The sequence below is a fragment of the Nonomuraea sp. NPDC049725 genome, assembly GCF_040674795.1.
Lineage (GTDB): Bacteria > Actinomycetota > Actinomycetes > Streptosporangiales > Streptosporangiaceae > Nonomuraea > Nonomuraea ceibae.
Genome location: NZ_JBFANJ010000030.1, coordinates 19,714 through 38,974, shown reverse-complemented (window position 1 = coordinate 38,974; position 19,261 = coordinate 19,714). Strand labels below are relative to the sequence as shown.

18 protein-coding genes and 1 pseudogene are annotated in these 19,261 nt (G+C 75.1%); 13 read left to right on the top strand and 6 right to left on the bottom strand.

Annotated elements, in window-relative coordinates:
• Positions 1-44 precede the first annotated feature (44 nt).
• Positions 45-1,259, bottom strand: a pseudogene (locus AB0J53_RS43575) (alpha/beta fold hydrolase); the annotation flags it as partial.
• 152 nt (positions 1,260-1,411) lie between these two features.
• Between AB0J53_RS43575 and AB0J53_RS43570 the strand changes: the two are divergent.
• Genes AB0J53_RS43570 through AB0J53_RS43560 form a run of 3 tightly spaced genes read left to right on the top strand, consistent with a single transcriptional unit; the run spans position 1,412 to position 4,969 of the window.
• Entirely contained in the window at positions 1,412-2,626 is a 1,215-nt protein-coding gene (locus AB0J53_RS43570; RefSeq protein ID WP_364183807.1) for a PP2C family protein-serine/threonine phosphatase, read from the top strand.
• A 52-nt stretch (positions 2,627-2,678) separates the two neighbouring features.
• On the top strand, positions 2,679-3,749 hold the full coding sequence (locus AB0J53_RS43565; protein ID WP_364183804.1) for a MerR family transcriptional regulator: 1,071 nt from the start codon (positions 2,679-2,681) through the stop codon (positions 3,747-3,749).
• Entirely contained in the window at positions 3,746-4,969 is a 1,224-nt protein-coding gene (locus AB0J53_RS43560) for an MFS transporter (protein WP_364183802.1), read from the top strand. The genes AB0J53_RS43565 and AB0J53_RS43560 overlap by 4 nt, the downstream gene beginning before the upstream one ends.
• On the opposite strand, the gene AB0J53_RS43555 is transcribed toward AB0J53_RS43560, so the two are convergent.
• Positions 4,970-5,791, bottom strand: a complete 822-nt coding sequence (locus AB0J53_RS43555) for a nitroreductase/quinone reductase family protein (RefSeq protein WP_364183799.1) — start codon at positions 5,789-5,791, stop codon at positions 4,970-4,972.
• A gap of 239 nt (positions 5,792-6,030) precedes the next feature.
• On the opposite strand from AB0J53_RS43555, the gene AB0J53_RS43550 reads away from it, so the two are divergent.
• From AB0J53_RS43550 to AB0J53_RS43540, 3 genes are all read left to right on the top strand, one after another.
• The gene (locus AB0J53_RS43550; RefSeq protein WP_219514496.1) at positions 6,031-6,654 is read left to right on the top strand and encodes an XRE family transcriptional regulator; all 624 of its coding nucleotides are present in this window, start codon (positions 6,031-6,033) and stop codon (positions 6,652-6,654) included.
• Positions 6,647-8,074, top strand: coding sequence for an aminotransferase class V-fold PLP-dependent enzyme (locus AB0J53_RS43545; RefSeq protein WP_364183796.1), 1,428 nt, complete (start codon positions 6,647-6,649; stop codon positions 8,072-8,074). The genes AB0J53_RS43550 and AB0J53_RS43545 overlap by 8 nt, the downstream gene beginning before the upstream one ends.
• A 126-nt stretch (positions 8,075-8,200) precedes the next feature.
• Positions 8,201-8,971, top strand: coding sequence for a putative protein N(5)-glutamine methyltransferase (locus tag AB0J53_RS43540; protein ID WP_364183793.1), 771 nt, complete (start codon positions 8,201-8,203; stop codon positions 8,969-8,971).
• A 63-nt stretch (positions 8,972-9,034) separates the two neighbouring features.
• Here the strand turns inward: AB0J53_RS43540 and AB0J53_RS43535 are convergent, their stop codons facing one another.
• Positions 9,035-10,318, bottom strand: coding sequence for an RNA polymerase sigma factor (locus AB0J53_RS43535; protein ID WP_364183790.1), 1,284 nt, complete (start codon positions 10,316-10,318; stop codon positions 9,035-9,037).
• A 69-nt stretch (positions 10,319-10,387) separates the two neighbouring features.
• On the opposite strand from AB0J53_RS43535, the gene AB0J53_RS43530 reads away from it, so the two are divergent.
• Genes AB0J53_RS43530 through AB0J53_RS43520 form a run of 3 tightly spaced genes read left to right on the top strand, consistent with a single transcriptional unit; the run spans position 10,388 to position 11,778 of the window.
• Complete coding sequence (locus AB0J53_RS43530) at positions 10,388-10,771, top strand: metalloregulator ArsR/SmtB family transcription factor (RefSeq protein ID WP_219514564.1); 384 nt, start codon at positions 10,388-10,390, stop codon at positions 10,769-10,771.
• Positions 10,768-11,379: an SRPBCC family protein gene (locus AB0J53_RS43525; protein ID WP_364183787.1), complete on the top strand. Its 612-nt coding sequence runs from the start codon at positions 10,768-10,770 to the stop codon at positions 11,377-11,379. The genes AB0J53_RS43530 and AB0J53_RS43525 overlap by 4 nt, the downstream gene beginning before the upstream one ends.
• A gap of 3 nt (positions 11,380-11,382) precedes the next feature.
• On the top strand, positions 11,383-11,778 hold the full coding sequence (locus AB0J53_RS43520) for a VOC family protein (RefSeq protein WP_364183784.1): 396 nt from the start codon (positions 11,383-11,385) through the stop codon (positions 11,776-11,778).
• A gap of 8 nt (positions 11,779-11,786) precedes the next feature.
• Here the strand turns inward: AB0J53_RS43520 and AB0J53_RS43515 are convergent, their stop codons facing one another.
• Positions 11,787-12,572, bottom strand: a complete 786-nt coding sequence (locus AB0J53_RS43515; RefSeq protein ID WP_364183781.1) for an SDR family oxidoreductase — start codon at positions 12,570-12,572, stop codon at positions 11,787-11,789.
• Positions 12,573-12,661: 89 nt separating this feature from the next.
• On the opposite strand from AB0J53_RS43515, the gene AB0J53_RS43510 reads away from it, so the two are divergent.
• The 4 genes from AB0J53_RS43510 (at position 12,662) to AB0J53_RS43495 (ending at position 15,410) form a co-directional block, all read left to right on the top strand.
• Positions 12,662-13,234, top strand: a complete 573-nt coding sequence (locus tag AB0J53_RS43510) for a TetR family transcriptional regulator (protein ID WP_364183778.1) — start codon at positions 12,662-12,664, stop codon at positions 13,232-13,234.
• 79 nt (positions 13,235-13,313) lie between these two features.
• Entirely contained in the window at positions 13,314-13,685 is a 372-nt protein-coding gene (locus AB0J53_RS43505; protein WP_364183775.1) for a hydrophobin family protein, read from the top strand.
• A gap of 58 nt (positions 13,686-13,743) precedes the next feature.
• Positions 13,744-14,244, top strand: a complete 501-nt coding sequence (locus AB0J53_RS43500) for a SigE family RNA polymerase sigma factor (protein WP_308126118.1) — start codon at positions 13,744-13,746, stop codon at positions 14,242-14,244.
• The gene (locus AB0J53_RS43495) at positions 14,241-15,410 is read left to right on the top strand and encodes a hypothetical protein (RefSeq protein ID WP_364183771.1); all 1,170 of its coding nucleotides are present in this window, start codon (positions 14,241-14,243) and stop codon (positions 15,408-15,410) included. Before AB0J53_RS43500 ends, AB0J53_RS43495 begins: the two co-directional genes overlap by 4 nt.
• Here AB0J53_RS43495 and AB0J53_RS43490 read toward each other — a convergent pair.
• Both AB0J53_RS43490 and AB0J53_RS43485 read right to left on the bottom strand, forming a co-directional pair.
• Entirely contained in the window at positions 15,403-16,506 is a 1,104-nt protein-coding gene (locus tag AB0J53_RS43490) for an SWIM zinc finger family protein (protein ID WP_364183768.1), read from the bottom strand. The genes AB0J53_RS43495 and AB0J53_RS43490 overlap by 8 nt on opposite strands.
• Positions 16,503-19,259: a DEAD/DEAH box helicase gene (locus AB0J53_RS43485; RefSeq protein WP_364183765.1), complete on the bottom strand. Its 2,757-nt coding sequence runs from the start codon at positions 19,257-19,259 to the stop codon at positions 16,503-16,505. Before AB0J53_RS43485 ends, AB0J53_RS43490 begins: the two co-directional genes overlap by 4 nt.
• Positions 19,260-19,261: the final 2 nt, after the last annotated feature.

Here is a 19,261-nt window from a genome sequence, read left to right as displayed (position 1 = left end):
CCGAGCCGGTCGCGCAGGAACGCGGTGACCAGCTCGCGGTACTCCTCCGGCCGGTCGAGGGGGATGGCGTGGCCGGCACCCTCGACGGCGCGGAAGACGGCGCCGGGCAGCACGGCCGCGTACTCGCGGGCGACCGCGGGCGCCAGGTAGTCGCACGAGCCGCGCAGCACCAGCACGGGCGCGGTGACCCGGCGCAGCGCGGGCCGGGGGTCGGCGACCTGGCGGGCGTCGCGGCCGGTCATGACGTTGGCCCAGAACCCCACCCCCGGCGGCCTTTCCCGCACCGGCTGCCCCGGGCAGCCCGCCCGCAGGTCGAGGCCGCCGACGAGGGAGCCGAACTCGCCGTCCATCGTCTCGTCCGGCAGCAGCGCGCGGGCGGTGCGCGGCCCGGCGACCTCGACGAGCGCGGCGGCCAGCAGCAGGCGCGGGTGGTGCTCCCACAGCAGCCGGTTCTGGTCGCGCAGCCCGCTCTCCGTCATGTGCCGGTTGCCGGGGTACGCCGGTGCCCAGATCGGTCCCGGTGAGGCCACGATCGCGGCGGCGGCCCGGTCCGGGTGCGCGGCCAGGTAGGCGGCGACGAGCGTGCCGCCCCAGGAGGCGCCGACCAGCACGACGCGCTCGGCGCCGACCGCGGCCCGGACGGCGTCCAGATCGGCGACGTGCCGGGCGACCGTGTAGCCGCGTACGTCGGGCAGGCGGCTGGACAGGCCCGCGCCCACCTGGTGGTAGGCGTACACGTCGAAGCCCTCGGCGGCGAGCGCGAGCGCCGGGAGCGGCCGGTCGGGGTCCGGCGCGCCGGGCCCGCCGTGCACCAGGATCGCCGGGATGCCCGTGGGCTCGCCCCGGGCCGGGGTGCGGGTGTAGGCGATGCGCGAGCCGGTCGGCAGGTCCCAGTAGCGGGTGCCGGGCGCGGCCGTGATCGGCCGGTCCGGCGGCCCGCCGGACAGCAGGCCCGCGACTGGGACGGCGACGGCCGCCAGTTCCACGACGGCGACCGCGATCGGCGCCCAGCGCCGCACCCGCGGGCCCGCGACCCGGCGCAGCGCGGCCCGGCACAGCCACCAGGTGACGCCCGCCAGCGCCAGTGCGGCCGCTGTCACCGCCACGTACCGGTTGCCGCTCGCCTCGGCGGCGGCCCACAGCGCGCCCAGCCCCGCCACCAGGCCGAGCAGGACTGCCACGACCAGGAGCAGCCCGGCCACCGCCCGCGCCCCCGCGCCCGTCCGCCTGCTGCCGGCTAAGTCCCCGGAATCGTCCATGTCACGTCAACGTCTGATCATGCGGCTTTTCTCCGTCGCGGGGCGCCGACATGGAAGGCTCCGCGCCCCGGACCCAGGCGGGGCCTCCTGGGAGAGGGCGGTGCAGGATCGCCCGCGCGCGGGTAAGAGCCCGTCGGAGGGGAGGCGGCACGGTGCTGAGCGACGGCGAGCGCATGCTGGGCGGGCTCCTGCGTGCCAGCCACACGGCCACGCTGGAGGACACCGTCCCCCTGATCGCCGGCCACGCGGCCCTGTCCGGCTTCACCCACACCAAGGTGTACGTGAGCGACCTGCGGCAGCTGATGCTGGTGCCGCTGCCGGGCCAGGTGGACGCCCGGGGCGTGCCGCTGGCGCCGGTGTCGATCGACACCACGATGCCGGGGCGGGCCTTCCGCGACGTGGAGGTCGTGCGGGCCAAGGCCGAGGAGGAGCCGGCGGCCGTGCAGCTGTGGGTGCCGCTGATCGACGGCACCGAGCGGATCGGCGTGCTCGGCGCCACGGTCCAGGCCGTCGACGAGACCGTCGAGTGGCGGGCCAGGCAGCTCGCCTCGCTGGTCGCGCTCATCCTGGTGAGCAAGCGGGGCTCCAGCGACTCGTGGGCGGCGCTGGTGCGCGGCGAGCCGATGCTGCTGTCGGCCGAGGTGCTGTGGAACCTGCTGCCGCACGGCAGCTTCGCCAACGACCGGGTGGTGTTCAGCGCCGCGCTGGAGCCGGCTTACCAGGTGGGCGGCGACGCCTACGACTATGGCATCGCGGGCGACAATCTGCACGTGTCGATCTTCGACGCGATGGGGCACGACCTGTCGGCGACGCTGACGGCGACGATGGCGATCGGCGCCTGCCGCAACAGCCGGCTCGCCGGCAAGGACCTGCTGGCCACGAGCGAGGGGATCGACGCGGCGATCGGCGAGCAGTTCGGCCGCACCCGGTTCGCCACCGGCATCCTGGCCGACCTGGACATGGACACCGGCGAGCTCACCTGGATCAACCGCGGCCACCATCCGCCGCTGGTGGTGCGTGACGGCCGGCTGGTCGCCAGCCTCGACAGCGAGCTGCCGTCGCCGCCGATGGGGTTCGGGCTGGGCCTGTCGTCGGGGCTGGACCGCTATCAGCTGCAGCGCGGCGACCGGCTGCTCCTCTACACCGACGGGATCATCGAGGCGCAGAACCCCGCCGGGGAGGAGTTCGGGCTGGAGCGGTTCGTCGACTTCATCGTGCGCCACGAGGCGGGCGGGCTGTCGGCTCCCGAGACGCTGCGCCGCCTGATCAACTCGATCCTGGACCACCAGCGCGGCCGGCTCCAGGACGACGCCACGGTGGTGACGGTCGAGTGGCAGGCCGCCCGGCAGGCCACGCTGACCATCTGAGCGCCCCGGCCCGCTGGACTTTGCCCCTGGGGGAAGGCCCAGCATGTCCGATGTGGAACTACTGACGATCGGCGCGTTCGCGCGTGCCGTGCGCCTGTCGCCGAAGGCGTTGCGGCTGTACGACGAGCTCGGGCTGCTGCGGCCCGCCCTGGTCGACGGGGAGTCGGGATACCGCTTCTACGATCCGGCCCAGGTGGAGCGGGCCCGGCTGATCGCCTGGCTGCGGCGGCTGGGCATGCCGCTGGCCCGCATCCGCGAGGTGTGCGACCTGGAGCCCGGCGCCGCCGCCGAGGCGGTCGCCGATCACTGGGCGCGGGTGGAGGCCGAGACGGCGGCCCGGGGCAGGCTGGCGACGTTCCTCGTCGACCACCTGTCCGGCGGGGGCGCCGCCGCCGACCACACCGTGGGCGTCCGTTACGCGGCCAGGACCGCGTCCGGGCTGGTGCGCACCAGCAACGAGGACGCCGCCTACGCGGGCGCCCGCCTGCTGGCGGTGGCCGACGGGGTGCGCGGGCCGGGCGGCGAGCTGGCCAGCGCGGCGGCGATCGAGGCGCTCAAGCCGCTGGAGACGCTGGCCGTACCGGAAGGGGACCTGCTCGGCGCGCTCGCCGACGCGGTCGCCAGGGCCGGTGCGGCGATCAAGGAGCTCGCCGGCCCGGGTGAGGCGTCCGCGCGCGGGCCGGCGACCACGCTGACGGCGCTGCTGCGCTCGGGGTCGCGGCTGGCGCTGGTGCACGTCGGCGACACGCGCGCGTACGTGCTGCGCGGCGGCGAGATGTTCCGCATCACCCACGATCACACGCTGGTGCAGGCGATGGTCGACGAGGGCAGGCTGACGCCGGAGGAGGCGGCCTCGCACCCGAGCCGGTCGATGCTGGCCCGCGCGCTGACGGGGGAGGGCGGGGCGGAGCCGGACCTGTCGCTGCACGCGGCGGAGGCCGGGGACCGCTACCTGCTGTGCTCCGACGGGCTGTCGGCCGTGGTCGCGCCCGATTCGCTGCACGCGGCGCTGGCGGGCGCCGACGGCCCGGAGGCGGCCCTGGACGCGCTGCTCGCCCTGGCGTACGCGGCGGGCGCGCCCGACAACATCGCGTGCGTCGTGGCCGACGTGGTGGCGTTGTGAGCCGCTTCACGCTGGACCGGCGGCCGCTGGCCGTCCCGGCGTTCCGGCGACTGTGGGCGGCCTCGGCGGTGGGCGCGGTCGGCGGGTCGTTCAGCGTGGTGGCGGTGCCGGCGCAGCTGTTCGCGATGACGGGCTCGTCGGCGGCGGTGGGCGCGGCGGCCGGGGTGTCGTTCGGCGCGCTGGTGACGGCGTCGCTGTGGGCGGGGGCGCGGGCTGATGCGATGGACCGGCGGCGGCTGCTGCTGGCGGCGCACTGCGGGCTGGCGCTGACGTACGCGGGGCTGTGGGCGCAGCAGGCCGCCGGGCTGGGGTCGGTCGCGGTGCTGCTGGCGCTGGTGGCCTGCCAGGGCGCCACGTTCGGGGCGATCATGGTGGCGACGGGCGCGGTGGTGCCCCGGCTGGTGCCCGCCGGGCTGCTGGCCGCCGCGAACAGCCTGAGCTCTCTGGCCCGCTACTCCGGCTCGGTGATCGGGCCGCTGCTGGCGGGCGTGCTGATCCCGGTGACGGGGCTGGGCTCGCTCTACCTGTTCGACGCGCTCGCGCTGCTGACGGTGGTGTGGGCGGTGTTCCGGCTGCCGCCGATCCCGCCTCCGGAGGGCGGCAAGGGCTCCACGCCCGCCCAGGTGCTGGCCGGGTTCCGCTACCTGGCGGCCAACCGGGTGCTGGTGGCGGTGCTGGCGGTGGACCTGGCCGCGATGGTGTTCGGGATGCCGTCGGCGGTCCTGCCCGAGCTGGCCGGCACGGTGCACGGCGGCCCGGCGGGCGGCGGCGTGGAGCTGGGGCTGCTGTACGCGGCCTACCCGGCGGGGGTGTTCGCGGCGGGGCTGCTGTCGGGGACGTTCACCCGGGCGCGGCGGCAGGGCGCGCTGATGGCGTGGGCCGCCGCCGTGTGGGGGGTGACGGTGGTGCTGCTCGGCCTGGCCGGGCAGCTGTGGCAGGCGCTGGCGGCGCTGCTGCTCGGCGGCGCCGCCAACTTCCTGCTCAGCACGTTCCGCAACGCCATCACCCAGGCGCACACCGACGACGCCGTGCGCGGCCGGGTCCAGGGCTCGCTCACGGTCGTGCTCGTCGGCGGCCCGCAAATCGGCAACCTGCTGCACGGGACCGCCGCGGCCGCGTACGGGCCGCAGGTGACGATCTGCGCCGGCGGGCTGCTCACGGTGGCGGCGGTGGCCCTGATCGCGCGGGCCGCGCCGGGGCTGCGGCGTTACGCGGGCTGATCAGCCGCCGTTCAGCACGGGGACGAGGTGTTCCTCCTCGTAGTCGAGGTGGGCCTCCAGCTCGGCGGTGAGGCGCTCTACCTCGGCGAGCACGTCGCCGCCGCCGCTCGCGACGACCTTCCGCAGCTCGTCCACGAGCTCCTGGATGACGCGGTGCTCCTCGCGGAGCCGGGCCAGCACGGGGGCGAGGTCGGGGCGGGCGCCGTCGAGGTGCGGGAACATGCGCGTGTCCTCCATCGTGTGATGGAAGTGCAGCCCCTGGCACAGGTTGAGGCAGTTGATGCGCAGTTGCGCGCCCAGGCCGGCGCCCGACTCGGCCACCTCCTCGCGGATCAGCGCGAGCTCGCGGCGGAAGGCGTCGTGGACGACCTTGAGGAAGTCGCCGCCGCGCAGGTCGGGCGGGCCGCCGGCGGTCTGGGTGAGGGCGACGACGGGCAGCGTGCGCCCGGACTTCGTCTCGTAGTCGGCCCAGGCGGGGTCGGCCTCGACGGCGCGGGCGAAGATCTCGTCGCGCTCGGCGCCGTCCAGGACGGCCGCGGTGGCCTCGTACGTGAACGCGCCGTCCTCGACGGTGACGCGCGGGTCGGCCAGGATGTTGTGGAACCAGGCGGGGTGGCGGGGCGAGCCGCCGGCCGAGGCGATGACGAAGATCCGGCTGTTGCCCTCGTCGGCGAGGTAGCCGAGCGGGGTGGTGTGGCGGGCGCCGCTCCTGGCCCCGGTGGTGGTGAGCAGGATGAGGCGGGCCCCTTCGAAGGGCGGGCCCACCCTGCCGTTGCCGGCGCGGAACTGGTCGATGATGGACTGGTTGAAGCCGTTGGGCATGCTGAAGCTCTCTGTCAGGCGTGCGGGAATGCCGGTGATGAGGGGGCGCGCGGGCGCGGTCGGATCAGGCGCTGCCTGTGAGCTGTGAAGTCACGGTATCGTCCCCCTGCTGTCACGGCCTCCATGCCCCCGCCGTCCACCGGGCGACGACACGCGACCTGCCGGATCATTACACGCGGCCTCCCCTCAGCTGTCAACATCACCACTATCGCGGACAAACCACCCCTATAGTGGACAACATGGATGGCGTTCTCTCCACCGGCCTGTCGATGGCCGAGCTCGGCGCCCGCGTCCGCGCCGAGCGCCGGGCCCGCGGGCTGTCCATCGACCGGCTGGCCGAGCTCAGCGGCATCAGCCGCAGCATGGTCTCCGAGGTCGAACGGGGCGCCAAGACCCCCAGCGTGCTCGTCCTGGACCGGCTGGCCACCGCCCTCGGCACGTCGATCGCGCGGCTGCTCGACGAGCCCGTCCGCGAGGTGCCGGCCGTGCTGCGGCACGCCGAGCAGCGCGTGGTGCGCGACCCGTCCGGATGGGAGCGCCGGGTGCTGTCACCGGTGCTGCCGAACGTGGAGTTCGAGTTCATGCGCACCACGATCGGGCCGGGCGTCGACGCGGGGGAGTTCGCCGCGCACGCGCCAGGCTCGCGCGAGTACGTCGCCGTCGAGTCCGGCAGCCTGCGCCTGACCGTCGACGACCGGGCCCACGTGCTGCGCGCCGGCGACTCGGCCTACTACCCGGGCGACCGCCGCCACGCCTTCGCCAACGACGACGACGCCACCGACTGCGTGTACTACCTGGCCATGGAGCTGGGCGGGCCCGCCGTCACGCACCACGACCAGCGAACGGAGACCCACCTTGGATGAGCTGCGCCACGCCGCGGGCCGCGCCGCCGGCCTCGCCGCCGACCACCTCGGCGGCCTCCGCGAGGAGCCCGTCTGGCGGCCCGTCGCCGACGCCGACCGCCTCTGGCTCACCGGCCAGGACCTGCCCGGGACCGGGCGCGGCCTCGACGAGCTGCTCGACGACGTCCGCGCCCGGGTGCTGCCCTACCCGATGGGCAACGGGCACCCGCGCTTCTTCGGCTGGGTCAACTCGCCGCCCAACCCGGCCGGCGTGCTCGTCGAGCCGCTGGCCGCCGCGCTCAACCCGAGCTGCGCGGGCGGCGACCACGCCGGCCCGCTGCTGGAACGCACGGTCGTGCGCTGGCTGGCCGGCCTCGTCGGCTTCCCGCACCGGCCCGGCGGCGGGCTGCTGACCAGCGGCGCCTCCATGGCGACGATCATCTGCCTGGCCACCGCCCGGCAGCGCGCCGCCCTCGCCGACGGCTGGGACGTGCGCGAGGAGGGCCTGTCCGGCCGCCCGCCGATGGTCGTGTACGTGTCCGCCGAAGGGCACAGCTGCCTGCGCAAGGCCGCCGAACTGCTCGGCATCGGCTCCCGGCGCATCCGCACCGTCCCGGTCGACGCCGCCTACCGGATGGACGTGGCCGCGCTGCGCTCGATGGTCGCCGAGGACGTGGCGGCCGGGCTGCGGCCGTTCTGCGTGGCGGCGAGCGCGGGCACCGTCAACAGCGGCGCCGTCGACCCGCTCGCCGACATCGCGGCCGTCGCCGCCGAGCACGGGCTCTGGTTCCACGTCGACGGCGCCTACGGGGCGCTCGGCGTGCTGGCCGACCCGTCCGCCTTCGCCGGTCTGGAGCTGGCCGACTCGCTCGCCCTCGACCCGCACAAGTGGCTCGGCGTCCCCGTCGGCTGCGGCTGCGCGCTGCTGCGCGACCCCGCCGAGGCGCGTGCCGCCTTCAGCCTCGTCCCGTCGTACCTGGTGGACGAGAACGCCGACGAGCTGGGCTGGTTCGCCGAGTACGGGCCCGAGCAGACGCGGCCGTTCCGCGCGCTGAAGACGTGGGCGACGATGTCCCACCTCGGCCGCGACGGCATCGAGCGCCTGGTCGGCCACACCACCCGGCTGGCCCGCACGCTCGGCGCGATGGTAGAGGAAGCCGCTGACTTCGAGCTGATGGCGCCCGTCGTCACCTCCATCGCCGCCTTCCGCTACCGCCCGGACTCAGGCGATCCCGACCTGGTGAACCGCGCCCTCCCGGCGGCCGTGCAGCGGCGCGGCGTCACGTTCCTCACCGGCACCCGGCTGGGCGGCGCCGACGCGCTGCGCGCCTGCGTCCTGAGCCCCGCCACCACCGAGGACGACCTGGCGGTGCTGCTGCACGAGATCCGCACCGCCGCCAAGGAGCTGACCGGTTTGCCGGGCTCCGCGGGGCTCCGATAGTGTCGCAGCCGAAATTCGAGGAGGTGAGACCCATTCCCGCTTGTTCCGTCCGGGTGCTCTCACCTCACGCGGCCCGCCGTTCCTGAGGCGACCGGGAGAGCGCCCCGTTCATCCCGAAAGGCGCTCATGTCACTCTCTCCGCCCGCCGTCGTCGCCCGCCTCCGTGCCGCGGGCTGCGTCTTCGCCGAAGACGAAGCCCGCCTGCTCGCCGGTGCGGCCCGCACCCCCGCCGCGCTCGACGCCCTCGTCGAGCGCCGCGCCGCCGGCGAGCCCCTCGAACACGTCCTCGGCTGGGCCGAGTTCCGCGGCCTGCGCGTGGCCGTCGACGCCGGCGTCTTCGTGCCGCGCCCGCGCACCGAGTTCCTCGTCGAGCAGGCGATCGCGCTCGCCGCACCCGGCACGGTGGCCGTCGACCTGTGCTGCGGCACCGGCGCGCTCGGCGCCGCCCTGGTCGCCGCCGTCCCGGGCACCGAGCTGCACGCCGCCGATCTCGACCCGGCCGCCGTCGCCTGCGCCCGCCGCAACCTGCCCGCCGGCCGCGTCCACGAGGGCGACCTGTACGAGCCGCTGCCCCCGGACCTGCGCGGGCGGATCGGGCTGCTGCTGGCCAACGTGCCGTACGTGCCGACCGGGGAGATCGGGCTGCTGCCCGCCGAGGCGCGGCTGCACGAGGCGCGGCTCGCGCTCGACGGCGGCGCCGACGGGCTGGACGTGCTGCGCCGGGTGGCCGCCGGGGCGCCCGGCTGGCTCGCCCCGGGCGGGCACCTGCTGTTCGAGACCAGCGACCGCCAGGTCCCGCCCGCCCTGGAGGCCGTCGCCCGCCACGGCCTGGCGCCGCGCGTCGCCCGCTCCGACGAGTGGGCCGCCACCGTGATCATCGCCACCCATCCCCGCTGACCCTCCACGGCACCGGCCCTCCCACCGGCCACCGACCTGGCGGCGTCGTACGGGTGGGCGGTGTCAGGCCGTTCGGGTGGTGTCCTGCTGGGCGCGGACTTCGTTCAGGCGGCGGGTCAGGTAGCGGCGTTCGGGGGCGGTCGGCGCGGAGCCGAGGGCTTCGCGGTAGGCGTCGGCGGCCTCGTGGGTGCGGCCGAGGCGGCGGAGGAGGTCGGCGCGGGTGGCGGGCAGCAGGTGGTAGCCCGCGAGCGCGCCGGACTCGCGCAGCCGGTCGGCGAGCGCGAGCCCGGCGGCGGGCCCTTCGGCCATGCCGACCGCGACCGCCCGGTTCAGCTCGACCACCGGGGAGGGCACGAGCCGGGCGAGCCGGTCGTACAGGGCGGCGATCTGGGGCCAGTCGGTGTCGGCGGCCGTGGGGGCGGTGCCGTGGCAGGCGGCGATGGCGGCCTGGATCTGGTAGGGCCCGGCCCGCCCCTGGCGCAGGGCGTCCTCCAGCAGCCGGACGCCTTCGCCGATGCGGCCGGCGTCCCAGCGGGAGCGGTCCTGTTCCTCCAGGGGCACCAGCGTGCCGTCGGGCCCGGTGCGGGTGGCGGCGCGGGCGTCGTGCAGCAGCATGAGCGCGAGCAGCCCCGTGGCCTCCGGCTCGCCGGGCAGCAGTCCGGTGAGCAGCCGGGCCAGGCGGACGGCCTCGCCGCTGAGCCCGCGCCGGACGAGGTCGTCGCCGCCGCTGGCGGAGTAGCCCTCGTTGAACAGCAGGTAGAGCACGCCCAGGACGGAACGCGTCCGTTCGGGGAGCAGGTGGGCGGGCGGCACCCGGTAGGGGATGCCGGCCTGGCGGATCCTGCGCTTGGCGCGTACCAGCCGCTGCGACATGGCCTCCTCCGACACCAGGAAGGCCCGCGCGATCTCCGCCGTGGTGAGCCCGGCGAGGGTGCGCAGGGTGAGCGCCACCCGCTGTTCGAACGGCAGCGCCGGGTGGCAGCAGGTGAACATCAGCCGCAGCCGGTCGTCGGGCACGCCGCTGTCGTCGCCGTCACTGTCGCCGTCGCTGCCGTCGCCGTCCGGCTCGGACCGCGGGGCGAGCAGGGCCGCCTGGCGGAGTTTGGCCGCCCCGACGGCCTCGCGGCGCAGCCGGTCGGTGGCGCGGTTGCGGGCGGCGGTGGTCAGCCACGCGCCGGGCCTGCGCGGGACGCCGTCGCGGGGCCAGTGGCGCAGCGCCTGCGCGAAGGCGTCCTGGGCGCATTCCTCGGCCAGGTCCCAGTCGCCGGTCATGCGGATGACGGTGGCGACGACGCGCCCCCATTCCTCCTGGAACGCCCGGGTGACGGCCTCCTCGACGTCCTGCACGCTCCGACCCTAGCCCGCCGCCTTATACCGGGTTTGACTTATATAAGCTGTGACTGAAATAGTGAGGTCGTGCATGCATTCGACGTACTCGGTGACCCGGTCCGGCGCCGGATCCTGGAGCTGCTCGCCGACGGTGAGCGCAGCTCCGGCGAGGTCACCGCCGTCATCCAGCGCGAGCACGGCATCTCCCAGCCGGCCGTCTCGCAGCATCTCAAGGTGCTGCGCGACAACGGCTTCGCCACCGTGCGCGCCGAGGGCACCCGGCGGCTCTACGCCGTCGACCCGGAGCCGCTGCGCGAGGTCGACCGGTGGCTGGAGCGCTTCCGCGGTTTCTGGAGCCAGCGCCTCGACGCCCTGGCGACGGAGCTGGCCCGCGGCAAGCGCGCCCGCCGCGCCGCCGGCCCGCCCGAGCCGACCACGCCCGGGCCCACCACGAAGGAAGAGTCCGCATGAACATCATCGACGAGGTCACCCGCGCCCACCGCGCGGTGACCGAGAAGGGCGAGACCAAGTCCGTCGTCCTGTCCCGTCACTACGACGCCGCGGCCGAGGACGTGTGGGACGCCCTCACGACGGCCGAGCGGATCAGCCGCTGGCTGCTGCCGATCAGCGGCGACCTGCGCCTGGGCGGCACGTACCAGCTTGAGGGCAACGCCGGCGGGGAGATCCTGGCCTGCGAGCCGCCCGAACTGCTGAGGGTGACGTGGGTCTTCGGCGACGCGCCCGCCTCGGAGGTCGAGGTGACGCTGGCGCCCGACGGCGACGGCACCCGTTTCGAGTTGACGCACACCGCCGTCGTGGCGGCGGAGTTCTGGTCGCGGTACGGCCCCGGCGCGGTGGGGGTGGGCTGGGACCTGTCCGTGCTCGGTCTCGCCATGCACCTGGCGGGCCTGCCGATCCCCGACCACGAGCACTTCCACGAGACCGAACAGGGGCGCGCCGCCATCGTCGCCAGCAGCCGGGCCTGGGGCGAGGCGCACCTCGCCTCGGGCGCGGACGCCGGGCTCGTCGCGGCGGCCACCGAGGCGACGACCGCCTTCTACGCACCGGAACCGGAGTAATCGATGTCCCAGAAAATCACCACCTTTCTCATGTTCGAGGGCAAGGCCGAGGAGGCCATGACCTTCTACGTGTCGCTGTTCGACGACGCGGAGATCGTCGCCGTCACCCGCTACGGCCCGGGCGGGCCGGGCGCGGAGGGCAGCGTGCTGCACGCCACGTTCCGCCTGGCGGGGCAGGAGTACATGGCCATCGACAGCGCGGTGCGCCACGAGTTCACGTTCACGCCGTCGATGTCGCTGTACGTGCAGTGCGAGTCGGCGGACGAGATCGAGCGGCTGTACGCGGCCCTGTCGGAGGGCGGCGCGGCGCTGATGCCGCTGGGCGACCACGGCTTCAGCAAGCGCTTCGGCTGGGTCAACGACAGGTTCGGCGTGTCCTGGCAGCTCAACCTGGCCTGAGGGGCGGGTCAGACGAGGCTCTGGCCGCCGTCGACGGGGATGACGGCGCCGGAGACGTAGTTGTCCGACATCAGGAAGATCGGGGCGGCGGCCGCCTCGGCGGGGGTGCCCAGGCGGCCGGGCAGGAAGGCGCGGCCCGCCTCGGCGACGGCCTCGTCGGTGGCCGCGCCCAGCGCGCCGCGCGCCAGCGGCGTGTCGAACACGCCGTAGCGGACGGCGTTGACGCGCACCCGGCGCGGGGCCAGCTCGACGGCCAGCGCCCTGGTGAGGGCCTCGACGGCGCCGATCGCGGCGACGGCGGCGGCCATGCCGGGCAGCGGGCGGGTCGCGTACAGGCCGGAGGTGAACGTGATGGAGCCGCCGGCGGGCAGGCGGGGGGCGGCGGCGCGGGCGACGGCGTAGGCGCCCCAGAGCCGGCTGTCGACGGCGTCCTGCACGTCGGCGCGCGGGGTGGCGTCGAGCGGGCCGACCTGGAAGCCGCCTGCCGTCACCAGCACGTGGTCGACGGGGCCGGCCTGCTCGAAGACGCGGTCCAGCTCCCGCTCGTCGCCGGCGTCGGCGGCGATCCCGAGCACGGGGTCGTCATGCGTGGCGCCGGGCACGGCCAGGCAGTGGGCGACGGCGGCGTCCAGGCGGGCCTTGTCGCGGGCCACGAGGACGACGCGGGCGCCGAGCGAGCGCAGCAGTTCGCCGGCGGCCAGGCCGATGCCGGAGCTGCCGCCGATGACGAGCACGGTGCGGCCGGCGAGCGCGGCGGGCAGCGGGGTGCTGATGGGCATGGGGGCGACGGACATGGTGGTCTCCTTCAGCAATAAACCATCTGGTTGGTTTAGATCGTGGCGTGATTCGGCCCGCATGTCAACCGGATGGTTTAATTCCTTCCATGACGTACGACGCCGAGGCGACCAGGCAGCGGATCTTCGCCGCCGCCAGCGCGGAGTTCGCCGAGCACGGCCTGGCCGGGGCCAGGATCGAGCGCATCGCGACCGCCGCACGCGCCAACAAGCAGGCGATCTACCTCTACTTCGGCAACAAGGAGAAGCTGTTCGGCGCCGTGGTGGCCGCGCAGTTGCAGGAGATCTGCCACACGCTCGACCTCGACCCGCGCAAACTGCCCGAGATCGCCGGCCAGCTGTTCGACCGCTACCAGGAGAGCCCGGACCTGGTCAGGCTGCTGCTGTGGGAGGCGCTGGAGTCGGGCGACGGCCCGGTGCCGGGCGAGGAGGAGCGCGTCGAGGGCTACCGCGCCAACGTGCGCGCCCTGATGGAGGCCGGCATGCCCGACGAGCGGCGGGCTCGCGACTGGCTGTTCACCCTCATCGGCCTGGTCGCCTGGAACTTCTCGGTGCCGCAACTGCGCCGCCTGATCCTCGACGAGCCCGACCCCGCCGAGGCGCTGGCCCGCCGCCGCGCCGCCGTCATCGAGCTGGCCACCGCGATAGCGGACCGGCTTTGACCAGTCCTGTTGATGCGTAACACATTGTCGTGGGTACGTGGCTGATCGTAATGATCGTCCCTTACGTACGGAGCTCTTGATGCGCATCCGCAGGACCCTGGCCGCCGCCACGGCCACCACCGCAGCCGCGGCGGGCCTCGTCCTGGCCGCCCCGGCGGCCCACGCCGACCCCGCGCCGCAGTGCTGCGTGATCACGACCACGGCCACCGCGCCCAACACGGCCCTGCTCCTCAGCCTGCTCGGCCTGCCCGCGGCGGCCCTGCCCAAGGGACAGATCGGCCTGACCTGCAACCCGATCCGCGTCATCGCCGCCACGATCGCCGCCACCTGCGCGACCGTCGCGGTGATGTGCGAGAACAACTCCTTCAACGGCGTGATAGCGCTCGGCTGCCGCGCCCTGACCCCCGAGGAGATCGCCCAGCTCCCGAACCCACCAAGACCGGCGCCCTGACGGTGCAACACCTGGCGCCCTCCGGCCGTCTGAGTCGGGATGACCATGACAGGAGGGCGTGGGCGTGCAGGACGAGGAGCTGTTCGAGCGGTTCGTCGCCGACCGGGTGGACGTGCTGCTCCGCTACGGCTACGTGCTGACCGGCAATCCGCACGACGCGGCCGATCTGGTGCAGGAGGCCCTGGTGCGGTTACGCGGAGCGTGGGAGCGGGTGCGGCGCAAGCACGACCCGGAGGCGTACGTCAAGACGACGATGAGCCGGCTGCACGTCAACGCCTGGCGGCTGCGGCGGCGCGAGCACGTCACGGCCGAGCCGCCCGACCGGACCTGGCGGGACCGGCCGTACGAGGGCTCGCCGCTGTGGGACACGCTGGCGCGGCTGCCGCGCCGCCAGCGGGCGGTGCTGGTGCTGCGCTACTACGAGCAGCTGAGCGACGCCGAGATCGCCGTCGTCCTGGGCATCTCGCGCGGCACGGTGCGCAGCCAGGCGTCGCGGGCCCTGGACAAGCTGCGCGGTGACGTCCCCGCGATCGTCGAGAGCCTGGGGAGCGTGACGTGAGCGCCGAGCTGGAACGGCGACTGCGCGAGGAGTTCGCGCGGGCGGCCGGGCACGCACCGCGGCCGGCGGCCGACCTGCGGACCCGGATCGAGACGGGGCACCGGCGGCGACGGCGCAGGGGGTCCGTGCTGTCGGCGGCGGCCACGGTCGCGGTGCTGTCGGCGGTCGCCGCGGTGATGGTCCCGCCGGACGAGCGCGTCGTGGCGGCGCGGCCCTCGCCGACGTTCGCGCCTGCCACCCCGCCCGCGCCGCGGGCCCACCCGGTGCCGCCGCCCGTCGAGAAGGTGTGGCCGGGCGTGGTCCGCACCGTTCCCGAGAAGCTGCCGAACGGGCAGCCCATGCGGCCGGAACGATACCTGGACGACCGGTCGCTGCTGGTGCGGACGGAGGACGTCGACAGGATCGACGCGCTGTGGGCCTACGACGTCAGGAAGCGGACCGCCCGCCGGCTGGTGGACGTGCGCTCGCCGCGCGGCACCGTGGTGTCGGCGCCGTTCGTTGCGGTCGGTGAGGGGCTGCTGGCCTGGTGGACGCTGCGCCGCCACGCGGGCGTGCGCGTGGTGGAGATCTGGACGGCCCCGGTCACCGGCGGCACGCAGCGCCAGGTCGCCACGCTGAAGAACGCCCCACAGGGCATCGACCTGGAGATCGCGGGCGGCCGGCTGGTGTGGTCGCCGTGGGGCCGCGAAGGCGTCTACCGGATGCCGCTGACCGGCGGCAGAGCCGAGCAGGTGGCCGGCTCGGCCGGGCACACCCTGCTGGCGTGGCCGTGGGCCGCCCGCCCCAGGCCCGGCAACCGGCCGACCAAGGAGGTCGTGTTCGGCGGCCTGGTCGATCTGCGCACGGGGGAGCGCAGCCGGGCGTCCGTCGCCGGAGGGGTGTGCGCGGTCACGTGGTGCGTGCACGGCCGCACCGCCTCCCGCCGCGACGGCGGCGGCAGGCGTGAGCTGCCGGGCCCGACCATGATGTCGGTGCCCGCGCTCGACCGCTTCGTGGTGGTCTCCCACGAGCGGACGAGCGAGGTGCTGTACGACCTGGCCACCGGGAAGTCGGGAGCGCTGGGTCCGACCGTGTACAGCCCGGTCCTCGACTACCGGACGCCCGGTCTGCTCGTCTACGCGCGGGACGGCGAGCAGGTCGTGGTGGATCTGAAGGCGATCAGGTGAGCAGGGCCGACGGGTCGCGTTCCGGCGGCCCGTCGGGCCACCAGGCGCCGTCGCGGCGGGCGAACGGGTACCAGCGGCCGTCGCGGCCGTAGCGCAGTTGCCGGTCGCCGACGGTCCACTGGTTGCGCCAGGTTTCGACCGCCGGCGGCTCGCCCTCCCAGCCGGCCTCCAGCAGCGCGCGGGCGCGGGCCAGGTCCTGCTTGGGCGGGGTCCACGGGCTCTCGAGCGCGTCCAGGCCGCCGGCGCCGCCGTGCCGCCAGGCGGCCACCGCCGCGTCGAGGCCCAGGTCGAGCCCGAACTCGGCGGACAGGCGTACCCGGTCCTGGTATTCGGTGAGCGGCGTGGACGCGCCGGTGTGGAGCAGTTCGCGGGCCCGGGAGGCGGCGGAGGCGGCGAGCACCTCCAGCGCGGCCACGTCGACGCCGGGGGCGGGCTCCAGGCCGAGCGGCGTGAACGTGACGTCCAGCGGCGGCGGGTCGGGCAGCGGCGGGACGCCGAGCGCGTAGGCGTCGGCGACGGGGACGCCCTGCGGGGCGGTGGCGGGCACGTCGCGGCGCTGGAGCCCCTCGATGAGCTCGCGCTCGCCGCGCCCCCGCAGGAGCAGCAGCACGAACGGGTCGTCGTCGAGCAGCCAGGACGCCTGATAGCACAGGGCGGCGGCGTGCTTGCACGGGTGACCCCAGTCGGGACAGGAGCATTCGGGCTCCAGGTCGCCGACGGTGGGCAGCAGCGGCACGGCGGCGTCCTCGGCGGCCTCGACCAGGTCGTGCGGCATGTCGCGGTCGAGCAGGGCGGCGATGTGCCCGGCCTTGGCGGCGACCTGGTCGAGGAAGCGTTCCCAGGCGGCGTCGGTGAGCTGTTCGACGCGGACGACGGTGTCGTACTCGTGCTCGGTGACGGCGGCGAGCCGGCCGGGGCTGACGGTGATGGGGCCGACCTGGCCGGTCTTGGCGTAGGCGCGGCCGTTCTTCAGCAGCGTGTGGTCGAGGGAGGTATCCTCCAGCGCCTTGATCCAGGCGCGGCCCCACCAGGAGGTGGCGAAGCGGGCGCCGGTCCGCTGCGGGGGGAAGGCGGCGAAGCCGCGGGCGTCGGTCATCTCAGCTCCACGAGGGCGGCGAGTTCGGCGTCGGTCAGCTCGGTGAAGGCGGCCTCGCCGGAGGCGAGCACGGCGTCGGCCAGGGAGCGCTTGGCGACGAGCATCTGGGCGATGCGGTCCTCGATGGTGCCTTCGGCGATGAGCCGGTGCACCTGGACGGGCCGGGTCTGGCCGATGCGGTAGGCGCGGTCGGTGGCCTGGTCCTCGACGGCGGGGTTCCACCAGCGGTCGTAGTGGATGACGTGGTCGGCGCGGGTGAGGTTGAGCCCGGTGCCGGCGGCCTTGAGCGACAGCAGGAACACCGGGGCGGCGCCGTCCTGGAAGCGCCGGACCATCTCCTCGCGGCGGGCGACGGGGGTGCCGCCGTGCAGGAGCTGGGTGCCGACGCCGCGCGCGGACAGGTGCTTGTCGAGCAGGCGGGCCATCTGGACGTACTGGGTGAACACCAGGACGGCGCCGTCCTCGGCGACGATGGTGTCGACGAGCTCGTCGAGCAGTTCCAGCTTGCCGGAGCGGCCGGGCAGGCGCGGGTCGGCCTCGTGCAGATACTGGGCGGGGTGGTTGCAGATCTGCTTGAGCCCGGTGAGCAGCTTGACGATGAGGCCGCGCCTGGCCATGCCCTGGGCGCTCTCGATCTGCGTCATGATCTCGCGCACGACGGCCTCGTACAGGCCGGCCTGTTCGGTGGTGAGCGGGACGGGGCGGTCGGTCTCGGTCTTGGGCGGCAGCTCGGGCGCGATGCCCGGGTCGGACTTGCGGCGGCGCAGCAGGAACGGGCCGACGAGGCGGGCCAGCCGTTCGGCGGTGGCCTTGTCGCCGGACTCGACCGGCTTGGCCCACCGGGACCGGAAGCGGGTGAGGGAGCCGAGCAGTCCGGGCGTGGTCCAGTCGAGGATGGCCCACAGCTCCGACAGGTTGTTCTCCACCGGGGTGCCGGTGAGGGCGACGCGGGCGGCGGCGGGGATCTCGCGCAGCGCCTTGGCGGTGCCGGAGGCGGGGTTCTTGACGTGCTGGGCCTCGTCGGCGACGAGCAGCCCCCAGGGGTGCTCGCCGAGCCGGGCGGCGTCCAGCCGCATGGTGCCGTACGTGGTCAGGACGAAGCCGTCGTCGGCCAGGGTGCGCTGGGCGCCGTGGTAGCGGCGTACCGGGACGCCGGGGGCGAACCTGGAGATCTCCCGCTCCCAGTTGCCCATCAGCGAGGCCGGGCAGACGACGAGCGTGGGGCCGGTGCCCTGGCGGGTGAGGTGCAGGGCGATGAGCGTGATGGTCTTGCCCAGGCCCATGTCGTCGGCCAGGCAGCCGCCGAGGCCGAGCGAGGTCATCCTGGCCAGCCAGCGCAGCCCTTGGAGCTGGTAGTCGCGCAGCGTGGCGGCCAGGCCGGGCGGCGGGCCGACGTCGGCGGGCTCGGCGAGGCGGTCGCGCAGCTCGCTCAGCCAGGCGCTCGGCTCGACGGGCACCTGCTCGCCGTCGACCTCGACGGTGCCGGTCAGCGCGGCGCCGAGGGCGTCGAGCGCGGTCATCGGCTTGAGGTGGCTGCGGACCTTGCGGGCCACGCCGGGGTCGATGAGGACCCACTGGTCGCGCAGCCGGACGACGGGCCGGTGCGTCTCGGCCAGGTGGTCCATCTCGGCGGCGGTCAGTCGTTCGCCGCCGAGGGCGAGCTGCCAGTCGAAGCTGGTCAGGTGGTGTCCGCCGAGGAAGGAGGGCAGGTCGGAGGGGGCGCTGTCGCGCAGGCCGACGGCGGCGCGCGCGGTCAGGCCGCTGACCAGGGACTTGGGCCAGTGGACCTCGACCCCGGCGGCGTCCAGGCGGGTGGCGGCGCCGGCGAGCAGCTCTTCGAGGTCGGCGTCGCTCAGCGGGAGCTCGTCGGGGACGGCGCTTTCCAGCAGTCGTTCGAGGCGTGGCCAGGCGCGGGCGGCGCGGCGGATGGCCAGGGTGGCCTCGATCCTGGCACGCCCGCCGAGGCCGGGGTCGCGGCCTTCCCACAGGTCGGCGGCGTCGACCACGAGCGAGGGGTCGGCGAGGCTGTGGAGCTGCATGACGGCGCGGAACTCGCCGCGTGCGGGGTCGTCGGCCTCCAGGCGCAGCGACAGCCGCACGCCGGAGTCGAGCCCGGCCGACACCTCCTCGGCCCAGGGGCGCAGCCGGGGCACCTTGACGGGGCGGGCGGCGGCATAGGCGGTGGTGCCGGTGGCCCGGACGGCTCCGGGGGAACGCGGCATGGCGTCGGCGACCGCGTCCAGGAACGCCCGCACGTGGCTTTCGGCGTCGGGCAGGCGCGGCTCGGCGCCCGCCCCCGCCCCTGTCTCTGCCCCCGTGTCTCCTTCGCCGTCTCCTTCGCCGGTCGCGGGAAGGGGGACGGCGCGGGCTTCGGCGGGCATGGCGTCGGCGAGCTCGCGGATGCGGCGGGCGTCGGCGGCGTCGAACGGGCCCGCGCGCCAGGAGTCGTGGTCCTGGCCGGTGACGCCGGGCAGGACGCGACCGCGGGCGACGAGCTGCAACGCCACCAGGGCGGCGGCTCCCCAGAACCGGGCGGCGGGGTGGGCGGATTCGTCGGCGCGGGCCCTGGCCAGCGCGGCGACGGCGTCGGCCACGGGGACGCGGGTGGCCGCGACCTCGTGGGTCCCGTCCGGGCGGGCGACGGTTAGGGTGGTGTCGCCGCCGGGGTCGAGGAAGGCCATCCGCCCGCTCCTGGGGGGATCGCCGGGCTCGAAGACGACCGCGTGCCGTACCGAATCCTGTGGAAGACTCACGA